This is a genomic window from Enterococcus sp. DIV0802b, from assembly GCF_050543535.1.
GTDB classification, from domain to species: Bacteria; Bacillota; Bacilli; order Lactobacillales; family Enterococcaceae; genus Enterococcus_D; species Enterococcus_D entomosocium.
The window spans coordinates 3,626,931-3,642,435 of record NZ_CP172941.1 but is presented as its reverse complement, the minus strand read 5'-3'; the positions used below and the strand labels follow the sequence as shown (position 1 = coordinate 3,642,435).

Here is a 15,505-nt window from a genome sequence, read left to right as displayed (position 1 = left end):
AAATTGTCCTCCTATAACTAAGAATAGATATAACTAAAATAGCACGGATTGAAAAAGTTTTCCACAGATTACGATAAAAAAGGTTAGAAAAAAATACTTTTCCACAAAACGGGATAAAAGAAAAAAGGAAATGCACATGTTCGAAAATGCACTATCCACAGGTAGAAAAAGAATGTGCATAACTAGAAAAAATTCTCTCTTATCCACAGATCTATGTGAAGATCACGCCTTGATAATACTAGGTTTTAGGCCAGTTATCAACAGCTGGAAAAGCGATTGTGGAAAACTTTTCTACAGGCTGTTTGTTTGTGGAAAAAGTCAAAATAACTCTGGGGAAAAAGTTATCCACAAAAATTAGCTGTAAACAGCAAACCCACACAAATCAAGGGAATTGTGGATAAAGAATGGTCGATTTTGAGCAAACTTCTTATTGACAAACTAGTACTTGACTCGTTATACTATCAAAGTATGTCTGTGCGCATAAGCATTATCCTGATGGAGGTGGAAATAAATGAAAAGAACGTATCAACCAAATAAACGTAAACGTCAAAAAGTTCACGGATTCCGTAAACGTATGAGTACAAAAAATGGACGTCGTGTTTTAGCTAGCCGTCGTCGTAAAGGCAGAAAGGTTATTTCTGCGTAAGCCACTGAATGCCAGTGGTTTTTTTTTATGCCGTTTTTGCGGAATATAGTGTCTGACTTTTGGCAAATATGGTATTATTGACAGGTGAGTGGTTACGGATTCAATCCGTTTCGCGAAGCTTAATTGAAAGAAGTGAAGGAACCGAAGATGAGAAAATCCTATCGAGTAAAAACAGAGCAAGATTTTCAAAAAGTTTTTCAGGCAGGAAATTCTTTTGCAAATCGGAAGTTCGTGGTGTATGTCTTACCTAAAGAGCAATCACATTTTCGAGTTGGTTTATCTGTAGGAAAAAAAGTCGGTAATGCAGTGAAGCGAAATGAGGTCAAACGTAAGATTCGTGCGAGCTTAACGGAAATGAAGCCGCGAATCGAACCAGCGATCGATTTTATTGTGATCGCCCGTCCAAGTATCGCCACTTGTTCCTCAAAGGAAATCTACTCGAATTTAGAGCATGTCTTAAAGCTTGCCAAAATTATTCATTAATGGAAAGGAATTAGTTACGTGAAAAAAGGGAAACGCGTCTTACTATTTTTGGGAGTTCTCTCATTAGTAGTTGTCTTATCTGCCTGCGGTGCAACAGGTGAAGTAAATGCACAAAGTACCGGTCTATGGGATCGTTACATCGTTTATTATTTTGCAGAGGCGATCAAAGCCCTCTCCTTCGGCAATGCCGGGATCGGGATCATCCTCTTTACATTGATCATCCGGGTCATTTTGATGCCGTTGATGCACTTTCAAACCAAAAGCATGCGCAAAACGCAAGAATTACAACCGAAGCTAAAAGCGCTGCAGCAGCAATATGCGTCAAAAGATACAGAAACACAAAGCAAGTTAAAAGAAGAAACACAACGTTTGTATGCGGAAAACAATGTCAATCCCTATGCCGGCTGTCTACCATTATTGGTACAAATGCCGATTTTGATGGCCTTGTGGCAATCGATCTCACGGGTTCCTGCTCTGCAAGAAGGAAAATTCTTATGGCTGCAGCTGGGTGATCGTGACCCATACTTCATCTTGCCGATTTTAGCGGCGCTCTTTACTTTTGCAAGTACCTACTTATCAAGTATGAGCCAAGTGGAATCAAATGCGAGTTTGAAAATCATGAATTTCGCTATGCCGATGATGATCTTACTGATGGGGATCAACATTGCCAGCGGTCTTTCCTTGTACTGGGTTGTTTCTAATGCATTCCAAGTCTTGCAAACAATGATCTTAAATAACCCATTCAAGATTCGCCAAGAAAGAGAAGAAGCCGCCCGCAAAGAACGCGAGCGTGAACGAGCCCTGAAAAAAGCAATGAGTCCTAAAAAGAAACGGAAAAAATAAGAGGAGGTTGCACTGCAATGCCGATTTATGAAAATCTGACAGTAGCTGAAGCAATTCAAGAGGGATTGCAAGTCCTTGGTATCACCAAAGATCAAGCAGTAATCGAAGTCCTGGATGAAGGAAAAAAAGGCTTCTTGGGGCTAGGAAAAAAACAAGCACGGGTCTCCATTGAAAAAAGAATCGTTGAAGAACCGGCACCCGTTGAAGAAGTACCAGCAAAACCGCTGGTAGAACCAGATCCTGTGACGACAGAGGATGCAAGCAGTGTGATGGAGGCGGCCGCGAGCGACCCTGTTTTGCTGACGGATCTTTCAGATGAGGAAGCACTGGCTCAGTTGGGACTCTATCTGACAAATATTTCAAAAGCATTGAATGCACCTGCCTTAGTAAAAACCGCTCGTCAAGACGGCGTGATCGTCTTTCATTTAGAAACGCAAAAACAAGGCATTTTGATTGGGAAGCACGGCAAAACCTTGAATGCACTGCAATATTTGGCGCAAGTTTATATTCATCGCATCGCGAAAAACAAATTGTCGATCGTTGTGAATGTCGGGGATTACCGTGAAAAACGTCAAGCGATCTTAGAACGTTTGGCCAGCCGTACTGCTGAAAAAGTCAAACGAACAGGCCGCCCTGTCTTTTTAGAGCCGATGCCGGCGTTTGAAAGAAAGCAGATCCATTCCGTATTGAGTAAAGATGGGTATGTTCAAACTCATTCTGAAGGGGATGAACCGTATCGCTACTTAGTAGTGGAACCTGCGGACAAACGAATTTAATGAAAAAAGGGAAAGGCGGTTTGACAAGCCTTTCCCTTTTTTAATGGGAAAAAGCGATTGACAACAAATTTAAAACCAAGTATCCTTGACTAGAAATCATTCTTATCAAAGTCAGCATACGTTACGTAGGTCAGCCTTTGGTATCAAAAAAGAGTCCGTATGCCGCGGACTCTTTTTTGTATTTCGTTGTTCAAAGGGGCAATTAGCCGCCAATGGTTGATTGAGTAAATTGAACCACCGTACCATAGGCAAAGATCTCAAGGTAGGTTTTGTCGCCTTCGACGATGCGGTCGTGTTCGAAATGACAGTTGATCACTGCATTCGCACCGTAGCTGTGAGCTGTTTCTTTTAAGCGATAGGTCACATCTGCCAAAAGGTCGTTCAAGTTCACAGATGTATCAAATAGATCTACTTCGATTTTGTCTGCCGCAAAGACGATATCCCGCACGACATAAGGCCGATTCACGTTTCCTGTCGATAAAATGATTTCCTTAATGCGGGCAGCACTGTTTGATGATTTGATGGTTTCCATAATAGATCCCTCTTTTCTTATTCTTTGCTTTTATTTTAAAGGTTTTTGCGGACAGATGCAAAATTTAAAAGTTTTTGAAGGAAGCTTGCGACTGGCGCAAAAATGTGCTAATCTATTTCCAGAATTTAATTGACAAGCAGTCAAAGTGCTAAGTCTACTCGTTTTTATTGATTTTCAATCAATTTGACGGGTGGAGTGGGCACTTTTTTTATGTGAAAAAATAGGAGGAGCATGCAACATGGCGAATATTACGCAAGAATTTGATACGATTGCCGCAATTTCCACCCCGCCAGGCGAAGGGGCCATCAGTATTGTGCGATTAAGCGGGGAAGAAGCAATCGCAATTGCGGATCGGATTTTTCAAGCAGGCACTAAAACCCTCGCCCAAGTCCCTAGTCATACGATTCATTATGGTCATATCGTGGACCCAGAAGAAAACCGTTTGATGGATGAAGTGATGCTTTCAGTGATGAAAAAGCCGCGGACCTTTACCCGAGAAGATGTCGTTGAGATCAACTGTCACGGCGGGATCGTTGTCGTCAATCAACTCTTGCAACTGGTTTTACGACAAGGCGCACGTTTGGCTGAGCCGGGGGAATTCACGAAGCGGGCCTTTTTAAATGGACGGGTTGATCTTTCTCAAGCCGAGGCGGTGATGGACCTGATTCGTGCTAAGACCGATAAGGCGATGAATCTCGCTGTCAATCAGCTGGATGGCAATCTTTCCCACTTGATTCGGACCTTACGCCAAGAGATCTTAGAGACGTTGGCGCAAGTTGAAGTGAATATCGATTACCCTGAATACGATGATGTGGAAGAATTGACGACCCGCTTATTGTTAGAAAAGGCCACGATGGTCAAAGGGCAGATCCAAGCCTTATTAGCAACTGCCCAACAAGGAAAAATTTTGCGAGAAGGCCTGAGTACTGCGATCATCGGTCGGCCGAATGTCGGTAAATCCAGCTTATTGAACCATTTATTAAGGGAAGAAAAAGCCATCGTGACAGACATTGCCGGCACCACCCGAGATGTCATTGAAGAGTATGTCAATGTTCGCGGGGTACCGTTGAAACTGATCGATACGGCTGGTATCCGCGAAACGGAAGATGTCGTTGAGAAAATCGGGGTCGAACGCAGCCGCAAAGCACTGGCAGAAGCGGAGTTGATTTTGCTGGTTCTCAACCAAAGCGAAGGATTGACCCAGGAAGACAAACAATTGCTGGAGCTGACTGCTGGCAGCCGTCGGATCATCTTATTGAATAAGACCGACCTTGAGCCAAAACTAGCGCCCGCTGAATTAGCGCAGTACGCAGCAGATGAACCGATTTTTTCTGTCTCTGTATTGACCAACGAAGGCTTGGATCAACTGGAACAAGCCATTGCCGATCTATTCTTTGGGGGGAAAACCACCGACAAGGATGCTTCCTATCTTTCTAACACCCGCCACATTGCCTTATTAGAAAATGCCGTTCAGTCGTTGTCTGAGGTCATCCAAGGGATCGAAGCAGGAATGCCTGTCGACTTGGTTCAAATCGATATGACACGCTGCTGGGACTATCTAGGAGAAGTTGTCGGCGACAGTGTCCAAGATGAGTTGATCACCCAATTATTTAGTCAGTTTTGTTTAGGAAAATAAAGAATGCGCCACTGGCGTAAAAAGGAGAACACCATGCAAGAATATCAAGCAGAAAGTTATGACGTGATCGTTGTTGGTGCCGGCCATGCCGGATCAGAAGCTGCCTTAGCAGCCAGCCGAATGGGGGCAAAAACCCTTTTACTGACCATCAACTTAGACATGGTCGCATTCATGCCTTGTAATCCCTCCGTCGGCGGACCAGCAAAAGGCGTCGTGGTGCGCGAAATCGATGCTTTAGGCGGAGAAATGGGCAAAAATATCGATAAAACCTACATCCAAATGCGGATGCTCAATACAGGAAAAGGTCCCGCAGTGCGGGCTTTGCGGGCGCAAGCCGATAAACATGCCTATGCGGCTGAAATGAAACGAACGATCGAAAAAGAAGCCAATCTAACACTGCGCCAAGGGATCGTTGAAAAGCTGATCGTTGAAGAAGGCGAGTGCCGTGGCGTCGTGACATCTACAGGCGCTCGTTACCAAGCCCAAGCTGTAGTGATCACTGCAGGAACAGCGTTGCGAGGGGAGATCATCATTGGAGAGTTGAAGTATTCTTCTGGTCCAAACAACTCCCAGCCATCGATTGGATTAGCCGATCATTTGAAAGATCTTGGTCTAGAGATCGCTCGTTTTAAAACCGGTACACCACCGCGGGTCAAATCCAGCACCATCAACTATGAGGTAACGGAGATCCAGCCTGGCGATGAACAACCGAATCACTTTAGTTACAGCACACCCGATGAAGCCTACAATCAAAACCAAGAACCTTGCTGGTTGACCTATACGAACGAAGGGACGCACCAAATCATCAACCAGAATTTACATCGGGCGCCGATGTTTACAGGGATCGTCGAAGGGGTAGGTGCCCGTTATTGTCCATCCATCGAAGACAAAATCGTGCGTTTTGCAGACAAATCTCGTCACCAACTATTCTTGGAGCCAGAAGGATTGAACACCGAAGAAGTGTATGTTCAAGGGCTTTCTACTTCTATGCCAGAAGACGTCCAAGTCCAAATGCTGCATTCCATCGCAGGTTTAGAAAAAGCGGAAATGATGCGGACGGGCTACGCCATTGAATATGATGTCGTGGTACCTCATCAATTGCGTCCAACATTAGAAACCAAAGTCATCGAAAACCTCTTTACGGCAGGACAAACCAACGGAACCAGCGGCTATGAAGAAGCGGCCGGTCAAGGCTTGATTGCCGGCATCAATGCCGCTTTGAAAATTCAAGGCAAAGAACCTTTCATTATGAAACGCAGCGACGGTTATATCGGTGTGATGATCGATGATTTGGTGACCAAAGGAACCAATGAACCATACCGTTTATTGACCTCTCGTGCCGAATACCGCTTATTGCTGCGTCATGATAATGCCGATCTGCGTTTGACCGAAGTGGGACATCAAATTGGGCTCGTCCCAGAAGCGCAATACGAAGCATATGTAGCGAAAAAAGAAGCTGTTGAAGCAGAAATCAAACGCTTGTCTAAAATCCGCATCAAACCAACGCCAGAAGTACAAGCATATTTGACTGCCAAAGGGACGGCCACCTTGAAAGATGGCGTTTTAGCAAATGAATTCTTGCGCCGGCCTGAAGTGACGTATGCGGAAATGCTGCAATTTATCGAAGCCAATGAAGCATTGAAGTCAAAAGAGATCGAACAAGTCGAGATCCAAATCAAATACGAAGGTTATATTAAAAAAGCCCTCGAAAAAGTGGAGAAACTCAAACGGATGGAAGCCAAACGCATTCCTGAAAACATCGACTATGCCGCTATCAATGGCTTGGCAACAGAAGCCAAACAAAAACTGCAAAAAATCCAACCCGAAACCATCGCCCAAGCGAGCCGTATCAGCGGAGTAAACCCAGCTGATATTAGTATTTTGATGGTGTATATCGAACAAGGGAAGATTGCAAAGGTTAACTAAAGACGGTTAATATTCTTTGAAAAACCAATTTATAAATGGTAAATACAGTGTCAAAAGCCCGCTACGAGAGTAACTCGCAGCGGGCTTTTTGTGTTAGCAATTGAATTATTCAACTTTTTCAATCGTAGTGGTTCCCCAATTCATGATGTTGCTGAGATGGACATAGCCATCGTACAAATTCAAGAAAATTGAGAAGGCACAGACGATATAGATCAATACATAAAAATTATTGGCCTTTTTGTTACGCCATAAGACAAAGCCATCTAAAATCAAACCTAATGGAAAGAGAAATGAGCCGATTCCAGCTAACAGTAGCAAGAGCAGACTTTCATCTTTTTCCGTTGCCATCGTTCTTTGGAGTAACGACAATTTTTCTTTTTTGTCGTTGATCTCTTGATTATTGGTTTCGATCCGCTCTTTTAACGCTTCGTTTTCCCGCAAGAGCTCATCAATCGAGACTTGATAGAGATCGCTCAACAAAATCAAATTCTCAATATCTGGATAGCCGCGCCCGTTTTCCCATTTTGAAATCGACTGGCGTGAAATCTGTAATTTTTCTGCGACTGCTGTTTGCGACAATCCGGAAGACTCGCGACAGCTTTTTAATTGTTCTGCTAAAGCCAATGTATGCTCCTATCTGCTATTTAACAACTAGCTTCCCATTTGAGATCGTGGTTACGACACTCCCATTGGTAGTGATTATACCTGCTTTTTGCTTAAACGTACAGGTGGCTTTAGTGGACGTGTGAGTTAATGAACTAGAAGTGATACTTCCTCTGTGAGCAACTAAACTTAAATTCGAAGTGCCTGTAAATTGATTGCGGCTATTGACCGTGACATTGTAACTAGCGGTCCAATTACCGGTGGATGTTTTTGACACGCGATACGTTCCTGCTGCCAGATTTGCCCGGAATGACGGCAATTTTTCAATGGTCAAAATCAACTCGTTGCCTTCTTCATCTACGGTGATCAGCTGCTCATAGGGACTATCTGATGCTAAGTCGTAAACGAGTTCAGGTTCTTCCACTGTTTGGGCGGCAGCTGGGAGAGCAAAGAAGAAACAAATAAAAATAAACGGCACAAAAAATAATTTTTTCACAAATACCACTCCTTGTACTTTTGATAGTTTAAGTATACAATGTTTGGCTAGTTAAAGAAAGCACAAGCTAATTTGCAACGGCAACGGATGGTTTACAGTTGTTGCTAGAGCAGCATTTCATAGGCTTATTTTTTAGGATGTCGAGAAATTTTAAAAGTAATGGTTCATTCAAAAGGTCTTCGTTTTTTAGGTTTCTGACAATGAAACGTTGTTTTTTAAAAGAAACGTTAAAGAAGCGGTTGCTTTAGTTTTAACCAAACCTAGCTGTAAAAGGAAACAAAAAAGCGAAAGAGAAGGTAACGTTTCGCGCCGTTAAAACGACAAACGTAAGACCTCCTTCCGCTTTTTTGCGGCCAATTTTATTCTCCTAAATCAATATCCTTTTGATGGTCACCATCTTTTTTATAAACGTTCACCACGGATTCTTTGTTTTCGGCAATTTCTTTGGCACGGGCGATGGCCTCTGCTTTCTTGTCGAAATGATCACTGGCACGTTTTGCTCCTTTGGAACGGACTTGCCATTGGTCCTCTTCATACACAACTTCAACATCCGCATTCATTAATTTTTTCGCATTTTTATTGGTTTGATGGGCATCATCTTTTTGCGGATTTTTCTCTTTCTGAAAAGCTTTCTTCTCCTCTTCATCTGCATTGTCATACCATTTTTCTGCTTGACTCGTGGCGATCGGGATCGCCCGATCATCGGAATAGCCATCGGCTAGCAGGGCATTGGCGATATCGATCGCTTTTTTACGAACTAAGGGGTCTAGATTCTTCATTGACGCAGGATAATCACGGACATTCCAAGGCATTGTTTGGTTCCTCCTTTTTCTTGATCCAAAGTCATTTTCCTAGGGGTTCCTTTTTACAGGCACCACCAGATATTACTTATTAGTTTACCCCCTTCTATAAAAAAGTGAAATCATTTGCTTTCTGGTCAAAAATGAGGGCACTTTCTTTTTTCATTTTCTAATAAACGAGGATTTATTTTTGTTAACAAAGCGTTATATTTCCCAAAAAAAAATGAATGGTTTAGAATTTTATTATAGAGAAAAGGAGGACGTAAGAATGAGTGAACCTATTTTGACTGATCCACGGGAACTTTATCACACGGGTAAATACAGCAAACAGGAACAAGATACGCCTGCTTTACAAGAAGAAATGCGACCAAAACCTGATTGTGGTGAAGACTCTTATGAGGGAAGTCAGCAGTTAGAAAACCGGCGGGTACTGATTACCGGTGGGGATTCTGGGATCGGACGAGCAGCAGCGATTGCCTTTGCCCGTGAAGGAGCAGACATTGCCCTGCACTTTTTCCCAGGAGAAGAAGAAGATGCCGAAGAAGTTGCAGGGTACATCAAAGAAGCCGGACGCAAAGTGATTTTGCTACCCTATGACCTGCGAGACGAAGCGGCACCACAAGAGATCGTTGACAAAGCGGTAGCAGCATTAGGTGGGTTAGATACATTAGTATTGAACGCAGCACAGCAAATCACGCGGCCATCGATTGCAGAATTACCGATTGAACAAGTGAAAGACACCTTTATGGTAAACATTATCTCAATGTTTGCATTAGTGAAAGCAGCTGAGCCACACTTACCGGCTGGGGGAGCGATCGTGACAACGACTTCTGTCCAAGCCTTTAGTCCAAGCGCCCATTTAATGGATTATGCGGCAACCAAATCGGCGATCGCCAGTTTTACAGTCAGCTTGGCGAAACAATTTGCTGAAAAAGGGATTCGGGTCAATGGGGTAGCCCCAGGACCAATCTGGACACCATTACAGTTAGATCATGGCCAACCGCAAGACAAGCTGCCTGAATTTGGTCAGCAAGCATTACTGGAGCGGGCAGGACAACCAGCTGAGCTGGCACCCGTCTATGTCTTTTTAGCTTCCAATAAAGCTAGCTATGTGACAGCACAGATTTATGGTGTTACCGGCGGAGAAGCCATCAACTTGTAAGCTTATCAAAAAATCGGAGAAAAAGGAGGAGGTGTCCTATGAGTAAAGGGTGGAAAATCGTATCAATCATCGTTTCGTTGATCTTTATCACTGTCTTATTACCAATCGTTTTAATGAGTAATCCTTACATGCAGCTGCCATTTGGTTTGGACAGCAGAGGCAATGTCGTCACGTATTTCTTTGACAACTTGTTTATGCGTCAATATATGTTTTGGGTAGCCGTTGTTTTAATCGCCGTATTCTTGATCGTGATCTTAGTCGTGCTGTTTTATCCAAAAACCAAAACAACCTTTGTTTTGAAAGAGGATAAGGGCGCATTGACGATCGATAAGAAAGCGATCGAAGGACTTGTACGTACGAAAGTAAATGAAAAAGAATTTGTTGAAGGACCAAAAGTTCATGTCAAGGCGACCAAAAATCGAATTTTAATCAAAATCAAAGGCCGCTTGAAACGGACGTCTGCCTTAGTTGGCAAAACCGAAAACTTAATGGCGGAAATCCAACAAGATGTCCAACGAGTGCTTGGCTCAAGTGAAAAAGTCAAAGTCGAAGTCACTTACGCGAATTTTGAACAAAATGAGACTCCGGAAAACCCGCGAGTAGAATAGGAGGGCTATGATGAACGAACTACAACAATACAAAATCCCATTGATTTTTGGAGCAATCGGCCTTGTTCTGGCTGTGTTGTTTGTAACGATCGGTTTTTTCAAAACATTGCTGATTCTACTCCTAACAGGTTTGGGTTTTGCGCTAGGATTGTATCTCCAACGTACCGGTATCATCGACGAATTTTTTAACCAACAATAACGTATTTTATAGGAGGAATTTTTAATGAATAACGATAAAAACGAATTAAACAATGAAAAAAATGTCAGTGCACATCCAGATCCAGTGGTTCCCAACACCAATCATCAAGCCAATGAAAATGCGATTCCAATGACTGAATCACCTGATCCAGTGGTACCAAATGCTGAAAAAGCAGTAGCAGGACAACAAAATGGACCAAAACCAGGGGATCATCCAGCACCAGGAAATCCAGATCCAGCCGGACATCATCCAGCACCGCCAAAACCTGGCCACAACGATTTTGAAGGACCAACCGGGGATGCACCCGTTCATGGTTCATTGACCTATGATGACAAAGTGATCCAAAAAATTATCGGAATTGCATTAGAAAATGTAGATGGTCTGTTGACGGTCGATGGTGGTTTCTTCTCTAATATTGCTGAAAAATTAGTTAATACAGACAATGTGACTGCCGGTATCAATACTGAAGTTGGGAAAAAACAAGTAGCCGTTGATTTAGATATCGTGGTTGAATACGACCGCAATATCCCAGAAATCGCTGAACAAGTCAAAGAAGTCATTCAAAAAGAAGTAACGACAATGACCCAATTAGAAGTGATCGAAGTCAACATCAACGTTGTGGATGTGAAAACAATCGCTGAATACGAAGAGGAACAAGAAACGGTTCAAGACAAAGTAACGTCAGCGGCTTCTAAAACCGGCGACTTTGCTTCACGTCAAACCAACAAAGCCAAACATGCGGCTTCCCGCGCGTCTGATCGTATCGAAGAATACAACGAACCTCGCGTGAAATAAAAAAGTTTCATATGAAACAAAAACAAGCATTGATCCTGAGATCAATGCTTGTTTCTTTGAGAAAAAAGCTGACCAGCAGGGTTGGCAGCCTTGCTGGTCAAGGAAAAATGAAAAAAGTTTTTTGGATTGAAATGAGTATAATTTCTATGCCTTAAACCAACCTTAAAGCCCCAGTTAAAAAATAGTAAATTCTCCTAGAAAGCAATCTCTGGCTATTGCATCGCACTGCTTTTTGCGTTAAAGTAGGAACTAGTCTGTGAAACATTTTTCTGTTTCACAAAATAGAAAGGATTCGTTATGCTACCTGAAGAATTTCATGAAGAATTACGCAAAAACGGGATCGTTTTAACCGAAGAACAAATGGAAAAATTCGCTGTCTATTTCGAGCGTTTAGTCGAATGGAATCAGAAGATGAATCTAACCGCAATCACGGAAAAATCAGAAGTGTATTTAAAGCATTTCTACGATTCTGTTTCCTTAGCTTTTGAAACCGCCTTTGACCCGCAAAGTCATTTGTGCGATGTCGGTTCAGGTGCTGGCTTTCCAAGTATTCCACTAAAAATCGTGTTTCCTGAATTAGAAGTGACGATCGTCGACTCTTTAAATAAGCGCATCACCTTTTTACAAACTCTTGTGACGGATCTACAATTGGAAAATGTCCACTTGTACCATGACCGTGCAGAAACATTTGGTCAAAACCCGCAATTTCGTGGGCAATTCGATTATGTGACCGCTCGAGCGGTTGCCCGTTTGAATGTGTTAACGGAACTCTGTGTGCCATTGGTGAAAAAAGCAGGCTATTTTTATGCGCTCAAAGCTGCCAAAAGCGAGGAAGAACTGGTTGAAGCCAAACCAGCGATCTCACTCTTAGGCGGCAAATTTATTGAAGAAAAAAGCTTTACCTTACCGGTCAGCGGCGATGAACGCCATCTTTTGATCATTCAAAAGAAAAAAGAAACGCCAAAGAAATACCCCCGCAAACCGGGAATGCCAGCGAAACAACCAATTAAATAGGAGGAAAATCAATGGCCCGTATTATTTCTGTTGCAAACCAAAAAGGCGGCGTAGGCAAAACCACCACAACGGTGAACCTAGGTGCGTCCTTAGCATTTGTCGGCAAAAAAGTGTTACTCGTAGATATTGATGCCCAAGGCAACGCCACAAGCGGTGTCGGCATTCGCAAACCAGATGTGGAACAAGACATCTATGATGTATTAGTCAATGAAACACCGATCGTTGAAGCGATTTTACCTAGCAGCCGAGAAAACTTGGATATCGTTCCAGCGACGATCCAATTAGCTGGTGCGGAAATTGAATTGACCTCCATGATGGCACGGGAATCTCGATTGAAATCGGCTTTGAATGAAATCAAAGAACAATACGATTATATCTTTATCGATTGCCCGCCATCTTTAGGTCATTTGACGATCAATGCCTTTACCGCCAGTGATTCGATTTTGATCCCAGTCCAATGTGAGTACTATGCATTGGAAGGGCTGAGCCAACTATTGAATACCGTGCGTTTAGTACAAAAACATTTTAACCCTGAGTTAGAGATCGAAGGGGTCTTACTGACGATGTATGATGCCCGCACGAACTTAGGCGCGGAAGTCGTGGAAGAAGTCCGCCGCTATTTCCAAGAAAAAGTATACGAAACCATTATTCCGCGGAATATCCGGTTGTCTGAAGCACCTAGTCATGGATTGTCGATCATTGATTATGATCCACGCTCAAAAGGAGCCGAAGTCTATCAGACGTTAGCAAAGGAAGTGTTAGCCCGTGAAGAATAAAGGGAAAGGATTAGGGCGTGGGATCGATGCGTTGTTTCAAGACCTGCAAGGGTTAGAAGAAGTCGATATCAAGACAGAAAAAGTCGTTGAACTGCCTTTAAACGAATTAAGACCCAACCCTTATCAACCGCGAAAAACCTTTGATGAGCTTTCATTACAAGAACTAGCCAATTCGATCCAACATTCGGGGGTCTTTCAACCGATCATCGTGCGGCAATCATCCGTCAAAGGCTATGAGATCATTGCTGGTGAACGCCGGTTTCGAGCATCCAAATTAGCTGGCAAGGAAACGATCCCAGCCATCATCCGCAATTTTGATGAAGAAGCGATGATGCAAGTCGCCGTTTTAGAAAACTTGCAGCGGGAAGATTTAAATCCTTTAGAAGAAGCAGAAGCCTATGACATGCTGATGAAGAACTTGAAATTGACCCAAGCACAAGTCGCTGAACGTTTAGGGAAAAGCCGCCCGTATATCGCCAATTATTTGCGGTTACTGTCCTTGCCGAAACTCGTCAAAGAAATGGTTCAAGATGACCGTTTGTCTATGGGGCAAGCCCGGACATTATTAGGCTTGAAAAACAAAGAACAGATCTTAAAATTAGCCAATCGTTGTGTCAAAGAAAATCTGACAGTCCGCCAATTAGAACAAATGGTCGCTGAGATGAACGACACGAAAAACGAAAAGAAAAAAGTGCCGCGTCTGATTCGGGAAAAACCGTACTATTTACGAGAAAGCGAAGAACGGTTGATGGATAAATTCGGCACGAATGTCGAGATCCGCGAAAAAGAAGGCAAAGGAAAAATCGAGATCGAATACCTGTCACAAAAAGATTTAACCCGTATTTTAGATTTATTGAACATTCAATTTGATGAAGCTTGAGGTGATAAAGATGTATGATCTTGGGGATATTGTCGAAATGAAAAAACCGCATGCCTGCAAAGCCAATCGTTGGGAAATCATCCGCATGGGGGCAGACATCAAAATAAAGTGTACGAATTGCGGCCACATCGTCATGATGACGCGCCGAGAATTTGATAAAAAGATGAAGAAAATCCTAGAAAAAAAAGAGAAAGAGTGAAGTGAAGCATGGCGTTAACTGCCGGAATCGTTGGATTGCCAAATGTGGGCAAATCTACTTTATTTAATGCAATAACCAAAGCAGGAGCAGAAGCCGCAAACTACCCGTTTGCGACGATCGATCCGAATGTAGGAATGGTGGAAGTGCCAGATTGGCGCTTACAGCGTTTAACAGAATTAGTCCGTCCGAAAAAGACGGTCCCAACCACCTTTGAATTTACGGATATTGCCGGAATCGTCCGCGGTGCCAGCAAAGGGGAAGGATTAGGTAACCAATTTTTGAGCCATATCCGCCAAGTGGATGCGATCTGTCATGTCGTTCGTTGTTTCGACGATGACAACATCACCCACGTGGAAGGCCGCGTGGACCCATTAGCTGATATCGACACCATCAATTTGGAGTTGGTTTTAGCGGATTTAGAATCCGTCAACAAGCGCTATACTCGGGTCGCAAAAATTGCCAAAACCAAAGACAAAGATGCAGTTGCGGAACTGGCCGTTCTTGATAAGATCAAACCGGTCCTAGAAGAAGGGATCTCTGCTCGTTCGATCGAATTTACAGATGAAGAACAGCGCATCGTCAAAAGTTTGTTTTTACTAACGACCAAACCAGTTTTATACGTTGCCAACGTAGCAGAAGAAGACGTGGCAGACTATGAAACCAATGACTATGTCAACAAAGTGAAGGAATTTGCAGCGAGCGAAAATGCGGAAGTGATCGTCATCAGTGCTCGTGCCGAAGAAGAGATCGCTGAGCTGGAAGAAGAAGACAAAGCAGAGTTTTTAGAAGCATTAGGAATTGAAGAATCAGGGTTGGATCAATTGATTCGTGCTGCTTATGATTTGCTGGGTCTAGCAACGTACTTTACCGCTGGTGAACAAGAAGTGCGTGCGTGGACGTTCCGTAAAGGCATCAAAGCACCGCAAGCAGCGGGGATCATCCATACGGACTTTGAGCGCGGCTTTATTCGTGCGGAAACTGTTTCCTTTGAAGATCTGAACCAATACGGCACGATGCAAGCGGCCAAAGAAGCCGGTCGGGTACGTTTGGAAGGAAAAGATTATGTCGTGCAAGATGGCGACGTGATGTTGTTCCGTTTTAACGTATAAAGGGCTTTCTTCCCAGTGAATT

Annotated in this window: 20 protein-coding genes; 16 read left to right on the top strand and 4 right to left on the bottom strand. The window is 43.3% G+C overall.

The window, feature by feature from the left end:
* Positions 1-511: 511 nt before the first annotated feature.
* The 4 genes from rpmH to jag all read left to right on the top strand — a co-directional run bounded on the left by rpmH (position 512) and on the right by jag (position 2,748).
* On the top strand, positions 512-646 hold the full coding sequence (gene rpmH / locus IGJ12_RS17040; protein WP_002356012.1) for a 50S ribosomal protein L34: 135 nt from the start codon (positions 512-514) through the stop codon (positions 644-646).
* 147 nt (positions 647-793) lie between these two features.
* The gene (rnpA, locus tag IGJ12_RS17035) at positions 794-1,129 is read left to right on the top strand and encodes a ribonuclease P protein component (protein WP_008376940.1); all 336 of its coding nucleotides are present in this window, start codon (positions 794-796) and stop codon (positions 1,127-1,129) included.
* 18 nt (positions 1,130-1,147) lie between these two features.
* Complete coding sequence (locus IGJ12_RS17030; protein WP_008376942.1) at positions 1,148-1,972, top strand: YidC/Oxa1 family membrane protein insertase; 825 nt, start codon at positions 1,148-1,150, stop codon at positions 1,970-1,972.
* 17 nt (positions 1,973-1,989) lie between these two features.
* On the top strand, positions 1,990-2,748 hold the full coding sequence (gene jag, locus IGJ12_RS17025) for an RNA-binding cell elongation regulator Jag/EloR (RefSeq protein ID WP_430619227.1): 759 nt from the start codon (positions 1,990-1,992) through the stop codon (positions 2,746-2,748).
* Between the two features lie 202 nt (positions 2,749-2,950).
* On the opposite strand, the gene IGJ12_RS17020 is transcribed toward jag, so the two are convergent.
* The gene (locus IGJ12_RS17020) at positions 2,951-3,280 is read right to left on the bottom strand and encodes a heavy metal-binding domain-containing protein (RefSeq protein ID WP_005226284.1); all 330 of its coding nucleotides are present in this window, start codon (positions 3,278-3,280) and stop codon (positions 2,951-2,953) included.
* A gap of 238 nt (positions 3,281-3,518) precedes the next feature.
* Between IGJ12_RS17020 and mnmE the strand changes: the two genes are divergently transcribed.
* Together mnmE and mnmG are read left to right on the top strand one after the other, a co-directional pair.
* Positions 3,519-4,916 (top strand): tRNA uridine-5-carboxymethylaminomethyl(34) synthesis GTPase MnmE, encoded by a 1,398-nt coding sequence (gene mnmE / locus IGJ12_RS17015; RefSeq protein WP_034859087.1) that lies wholly within the window; start codon positions 3,519-3,521, stop codon positions 4,914-4,916.
* Positions 4,917-4,949: 33 nt separating this feature from the next.
* Complete coding sequence (gene mnmG, locus IGJ12_RS17010) at positions 4,950-6,842, top strand: tRNA uridine-5-carboxymethylaminomethyl(34) synthesis enzyme MnmG (RefSeq protein ID WP_430619226.1); 1,893 nt, start codon at positions 4,950-4,952, stop codon at positions 6,840-6,842.
* Between the two features lie 105 nt (positions 6,843-6,947).
* Here the strand turns inward: mnmG and IGJ12_RS17005 are convergent, their stop codons facing one another.
* The 3 genes from IGJ12_RS17005 to IGJ12_RS16995 all read right to left on the bottom strand — a co-directional run bounded on the left by IGJ12_RS17005 (position 6,948) and on the right by IGJ12_RS16995 (position 8,753).
* Positions 6,948-7,466 (bottom strand): helix-turn-helix domain-containing protein, encoded by a 519-nt coding sequence (locus tag IGJ12_RS17005; protein ID WP_005232932.1) that lies wholly within the window; start codon positions 7,464-7,466, stop codon positions 6,948-6,950.
* A gap of 16 nt (positions 7,467-7,482) precedes the next feature.
* Positions 7,483-7,950, bottom strand: a complete 468-nt coding sequence (locus tag IGJ12_RS17000) for a DUF5626 family protein (protein ID WP_005232933.1) — start codon at positions 7,948-7,950, stop codon at positions 7,483-7,485.
* Between the two features lie 350 nt (positions 7,951-8,300).
* Positions 8,301-8,753, bottom strand: a complete 453-nt coding sequence (locus tag IGJ12_RS16995) for a DUF2188 domain-containing protein (RefSeq protein ID WP_194187793.1) — start codon at positions 8,751-8,753, stop codon at positions 8,301-8,303.
* Between the two features lie 256 nt (positions 8,754-9,009).
* Here IGJ12_RS16995 and IGJ12_RS16990 point away from each other — a divergent pair, with 256 nt between their 5' ends.
* From IGJ12_RS16990 to ychF, 10 genes are all read left to right on the top strand, one after another.
* Complete coding sequence (locus IGJ12_RS16990; protein WP_008376956.1) at positions 9,010-9,903, top strand: SDR family oxidoreductase; 894 nt, start codon at positions 9,010-9,012, stop codon at positions 9,901-9,903.
* A 38-nt stretch (positions 9,904-9,941) separates the two neighbouring features.
* Complete coding sequence (gene amaP, locus IGJ12_RS16985; protein ID WP_016619436.1) at positions 9,942-10,511, top strand: alkaline shock response membrane anchor protein AmaP; 570 nt, start codon at positions 9,942-9,944, stop codon at positions 10,509-10,511.
* A gap of 7 nt (positions 10,512-10,518) precedes the next feature.
* Positions 10,519-10,710: a DUF2273 domain-containing protein gene (locus IGJ12_RS16980; protein ID WP_005226258.1), complete on the top strand. Its 192-nt coding sequence runs from the start codon at positions 10,519-10,521 to the stop codon at positions 10,708-10,710.
* A gap of 24 nt (positions 10,711-10,734) precedes the next feature.
* Positions 10,735-11,505 carry an Asp23/Gls24 family envelope stress response protein gene (locus IGJ12_RS16975; RefSeq protein ID WP_005232937.1) on the top strand — a complete coding sequence of 257 codons (771 nt, stop codon included), beginning with the start codon at positions 10,735-10,737 and terminating at the stop codon, positions 11,503-11,505.
* Positions 11,506-11,516: 11 nt separating this feature from the next.
* The gene (locus tag IGJ12_RS16970; protein WP_005232938.1) at positions 11,517-11,660 is read left to right on the top strand and encodes a hypothetical protein; all 144 of its coding nucleotides are present in this window, start codon (positions 11,517-11,519) and stop codon (positions 11,658-11,660) included.
* A 142-nt stretch (positions 11,661-11,802) separates the two neighbouring features.
* The gene (rsmG, locus tag IGJ12_RS16965; RefSeq protein WP_005226256.1) at positions 11,803-12,519 is read left to right on the top strand and encodes a 16S rRNA (guanine(527)-N(7))-methyltransferase RsmG; all 717 of its coding nucleotides are present in this window, start codon (positions 11,803-11,805) and stop codon (positions 12,517-12,519) included.
* An 11-nt stretch (positions 12,520-12,530) separates the two neighbouring features.
* Complete coding sequence (locus IGJ12_RS16960) at positions 12,531-13,295, top strand: ParA family protein (RefSeq protein WP_005226255.1); 765 nt, start codon at positions 12,531-12,533, stop codon at positions 13,293-13,295.
* Positions 13,285-14,175, top strand: a complete 891-nt coding sequence (locus tag IGJ12_RS16955) for a ParB/RepB/Spo0J family partition protein (RefSeq protein WP_005226254.1) — start codon at positions 13,285-13,287, stop codon at positions 14,173-14,175. The genes IGJ12_RS16960 and IGJ12_RS16955 overlap by 11 nt, the downstream gene beginning before the upstream one ends.
* A gap of 10 nt (positions 14,176-14,185) precedes the next feature.
* Positions 14,186-14,374, top strand: a complete 189-nt coding sequence (locus tag IGJ12_RS16950; RefSeq protein ID WP_005226253.1) for a DUF951 domain-containing protein — start codon at positions 14,186-14,188, stop codon at positions 14,372-14,374.
* A gap of 8 nt (positions 14,375-14,382) precedes the next feature.
* Complete coding sequence (gene ychF / locus IGJ12_RS16945) at positions 14,383-15,483, top strand: redox-regulated ATPase YchF (protein ID WP_005226252.1); 1,101 nt, start codon at positions 14,383-14,385, stop codon at positions 15,481-15,483.
* Positions 15,484-15,505: the final 22 nt, after the last annotated feature.

What these genes read in the sequence shown, in the direction of transcription:
- rpmH (WP_002356012.1), top strand. Translation starts at nt 512, where the DNA reads ATGAAAAGAACGTATCAACCAAATAAACGTAAACGTCAAAAAGTTCAC.
- rnpA (WP_008376940.1), top strand. Translation starts at nt 794, where the DNA reads ATGAGAAAATCCTATCGAGTAAAAACAGAGCAAGATTTTCAAAAAGTT.
- jag (WP_430619227.1), top strand. Translation starts at nt 1,990, where the DNA reads ATGCCGATTTATGAAAATCTGACAGTAGCTGAAGCAATTCAAGAGGGA.
- IGJ12_RS17020 (WP_005226284.1), bottom strand. Translation starts at nt 3,280, where the DNA reads ATGGAAACCATCAAATCATCAAACAGTGCTGCCCGCATTAAGGAAATC.
- mnmE (WP_034859087.1), top strand. Translation starts at nt 3,519, where the DNA reads ATGGCGAATATTACGCAAGAATTTGATACGATTGCCGCAATTTCCACC.
- mnmG (WP_430619226.1), top strand. Translation starts at nt 4,950, where the DNA reads ATGCAAGAATATCAAGCAGAAAGTTATGACGTGATCGTTGTTGGTGCC.
- IGJ12_RS16995 (WP_194187793.1), bottom strand. Translation starts at nt 8,753, where the DNA reads ATGCCTTGGAATGTCCGTGATTATCCTGCGTCAATGAAGAATCTAGAC.
- IGJ12_RS16990 (WP_008376956.1), top strand. Translation starts at nt 9,010, where the DNA reads ATGAGTGAACCTATTTTGACTGATCCACGGGAACTTTATCACACGGGT.
- amaP (WP_016619436.1), top strand. Translation starts at nt 9,942, where the DNA reads ATGAGTAAAGGGTGGAAAATCGTATCAATCATCGTTTCGTTGATCTTT.
- IGJ12_RS16980 (WP_005226258.1), top strand. Translation starts at nt 10,519, where the DNA reads ATGATGAACGAACTACAACAATACAAAATCCCATTGATTTTTGGAGCA.
- IGJ12_RS16975 (WP_005232937.1), top strand. Translation starts at nt 10,735, where the DNA reads ATGAATAACGATAAAAACGAATTAAACAATGAAAAAAATGTCAGTGCA.
- IGJ12_RS16970 (WP_005232938.1), top strand. Translation starts at nt 11,517, where the DNA reads ATGAAACAAAAACAAGCATTGATCCTGAGATCAATGCTTGTTTCTTTG.
- rsmG (WP_005226256.1), top strand. Translation starts at nt 11,803, where the DNA reads ATGCTACCTGAAGAATTTCATGAAGAATTACGCAAAAACGGGATCGTT.
- IGJ12_RS16960 (WP_005226255.1), top strand. Translation starts at nt 12,531, where the DNA reads ATGGCCCGTATTATTTCTGTTGCAAACCAAAAAGGCGGCGTAGGCAAA.
- IGJ12_RS16950 (WP_005226253.1), top strand. Translation starts at nt 14,186, where the DNA reads ATGTATGATCTTGGGGATATTGTCGAAATGAAAAAACCGCATGCCTGC.
- ychF (WP_005226252.1), top strand. Translation starts at nt 14,383, where the DNA reads ATGGCGTTAACTGCCGGAATCGTTGGATTGCCAAATGTGGGCAAATCT.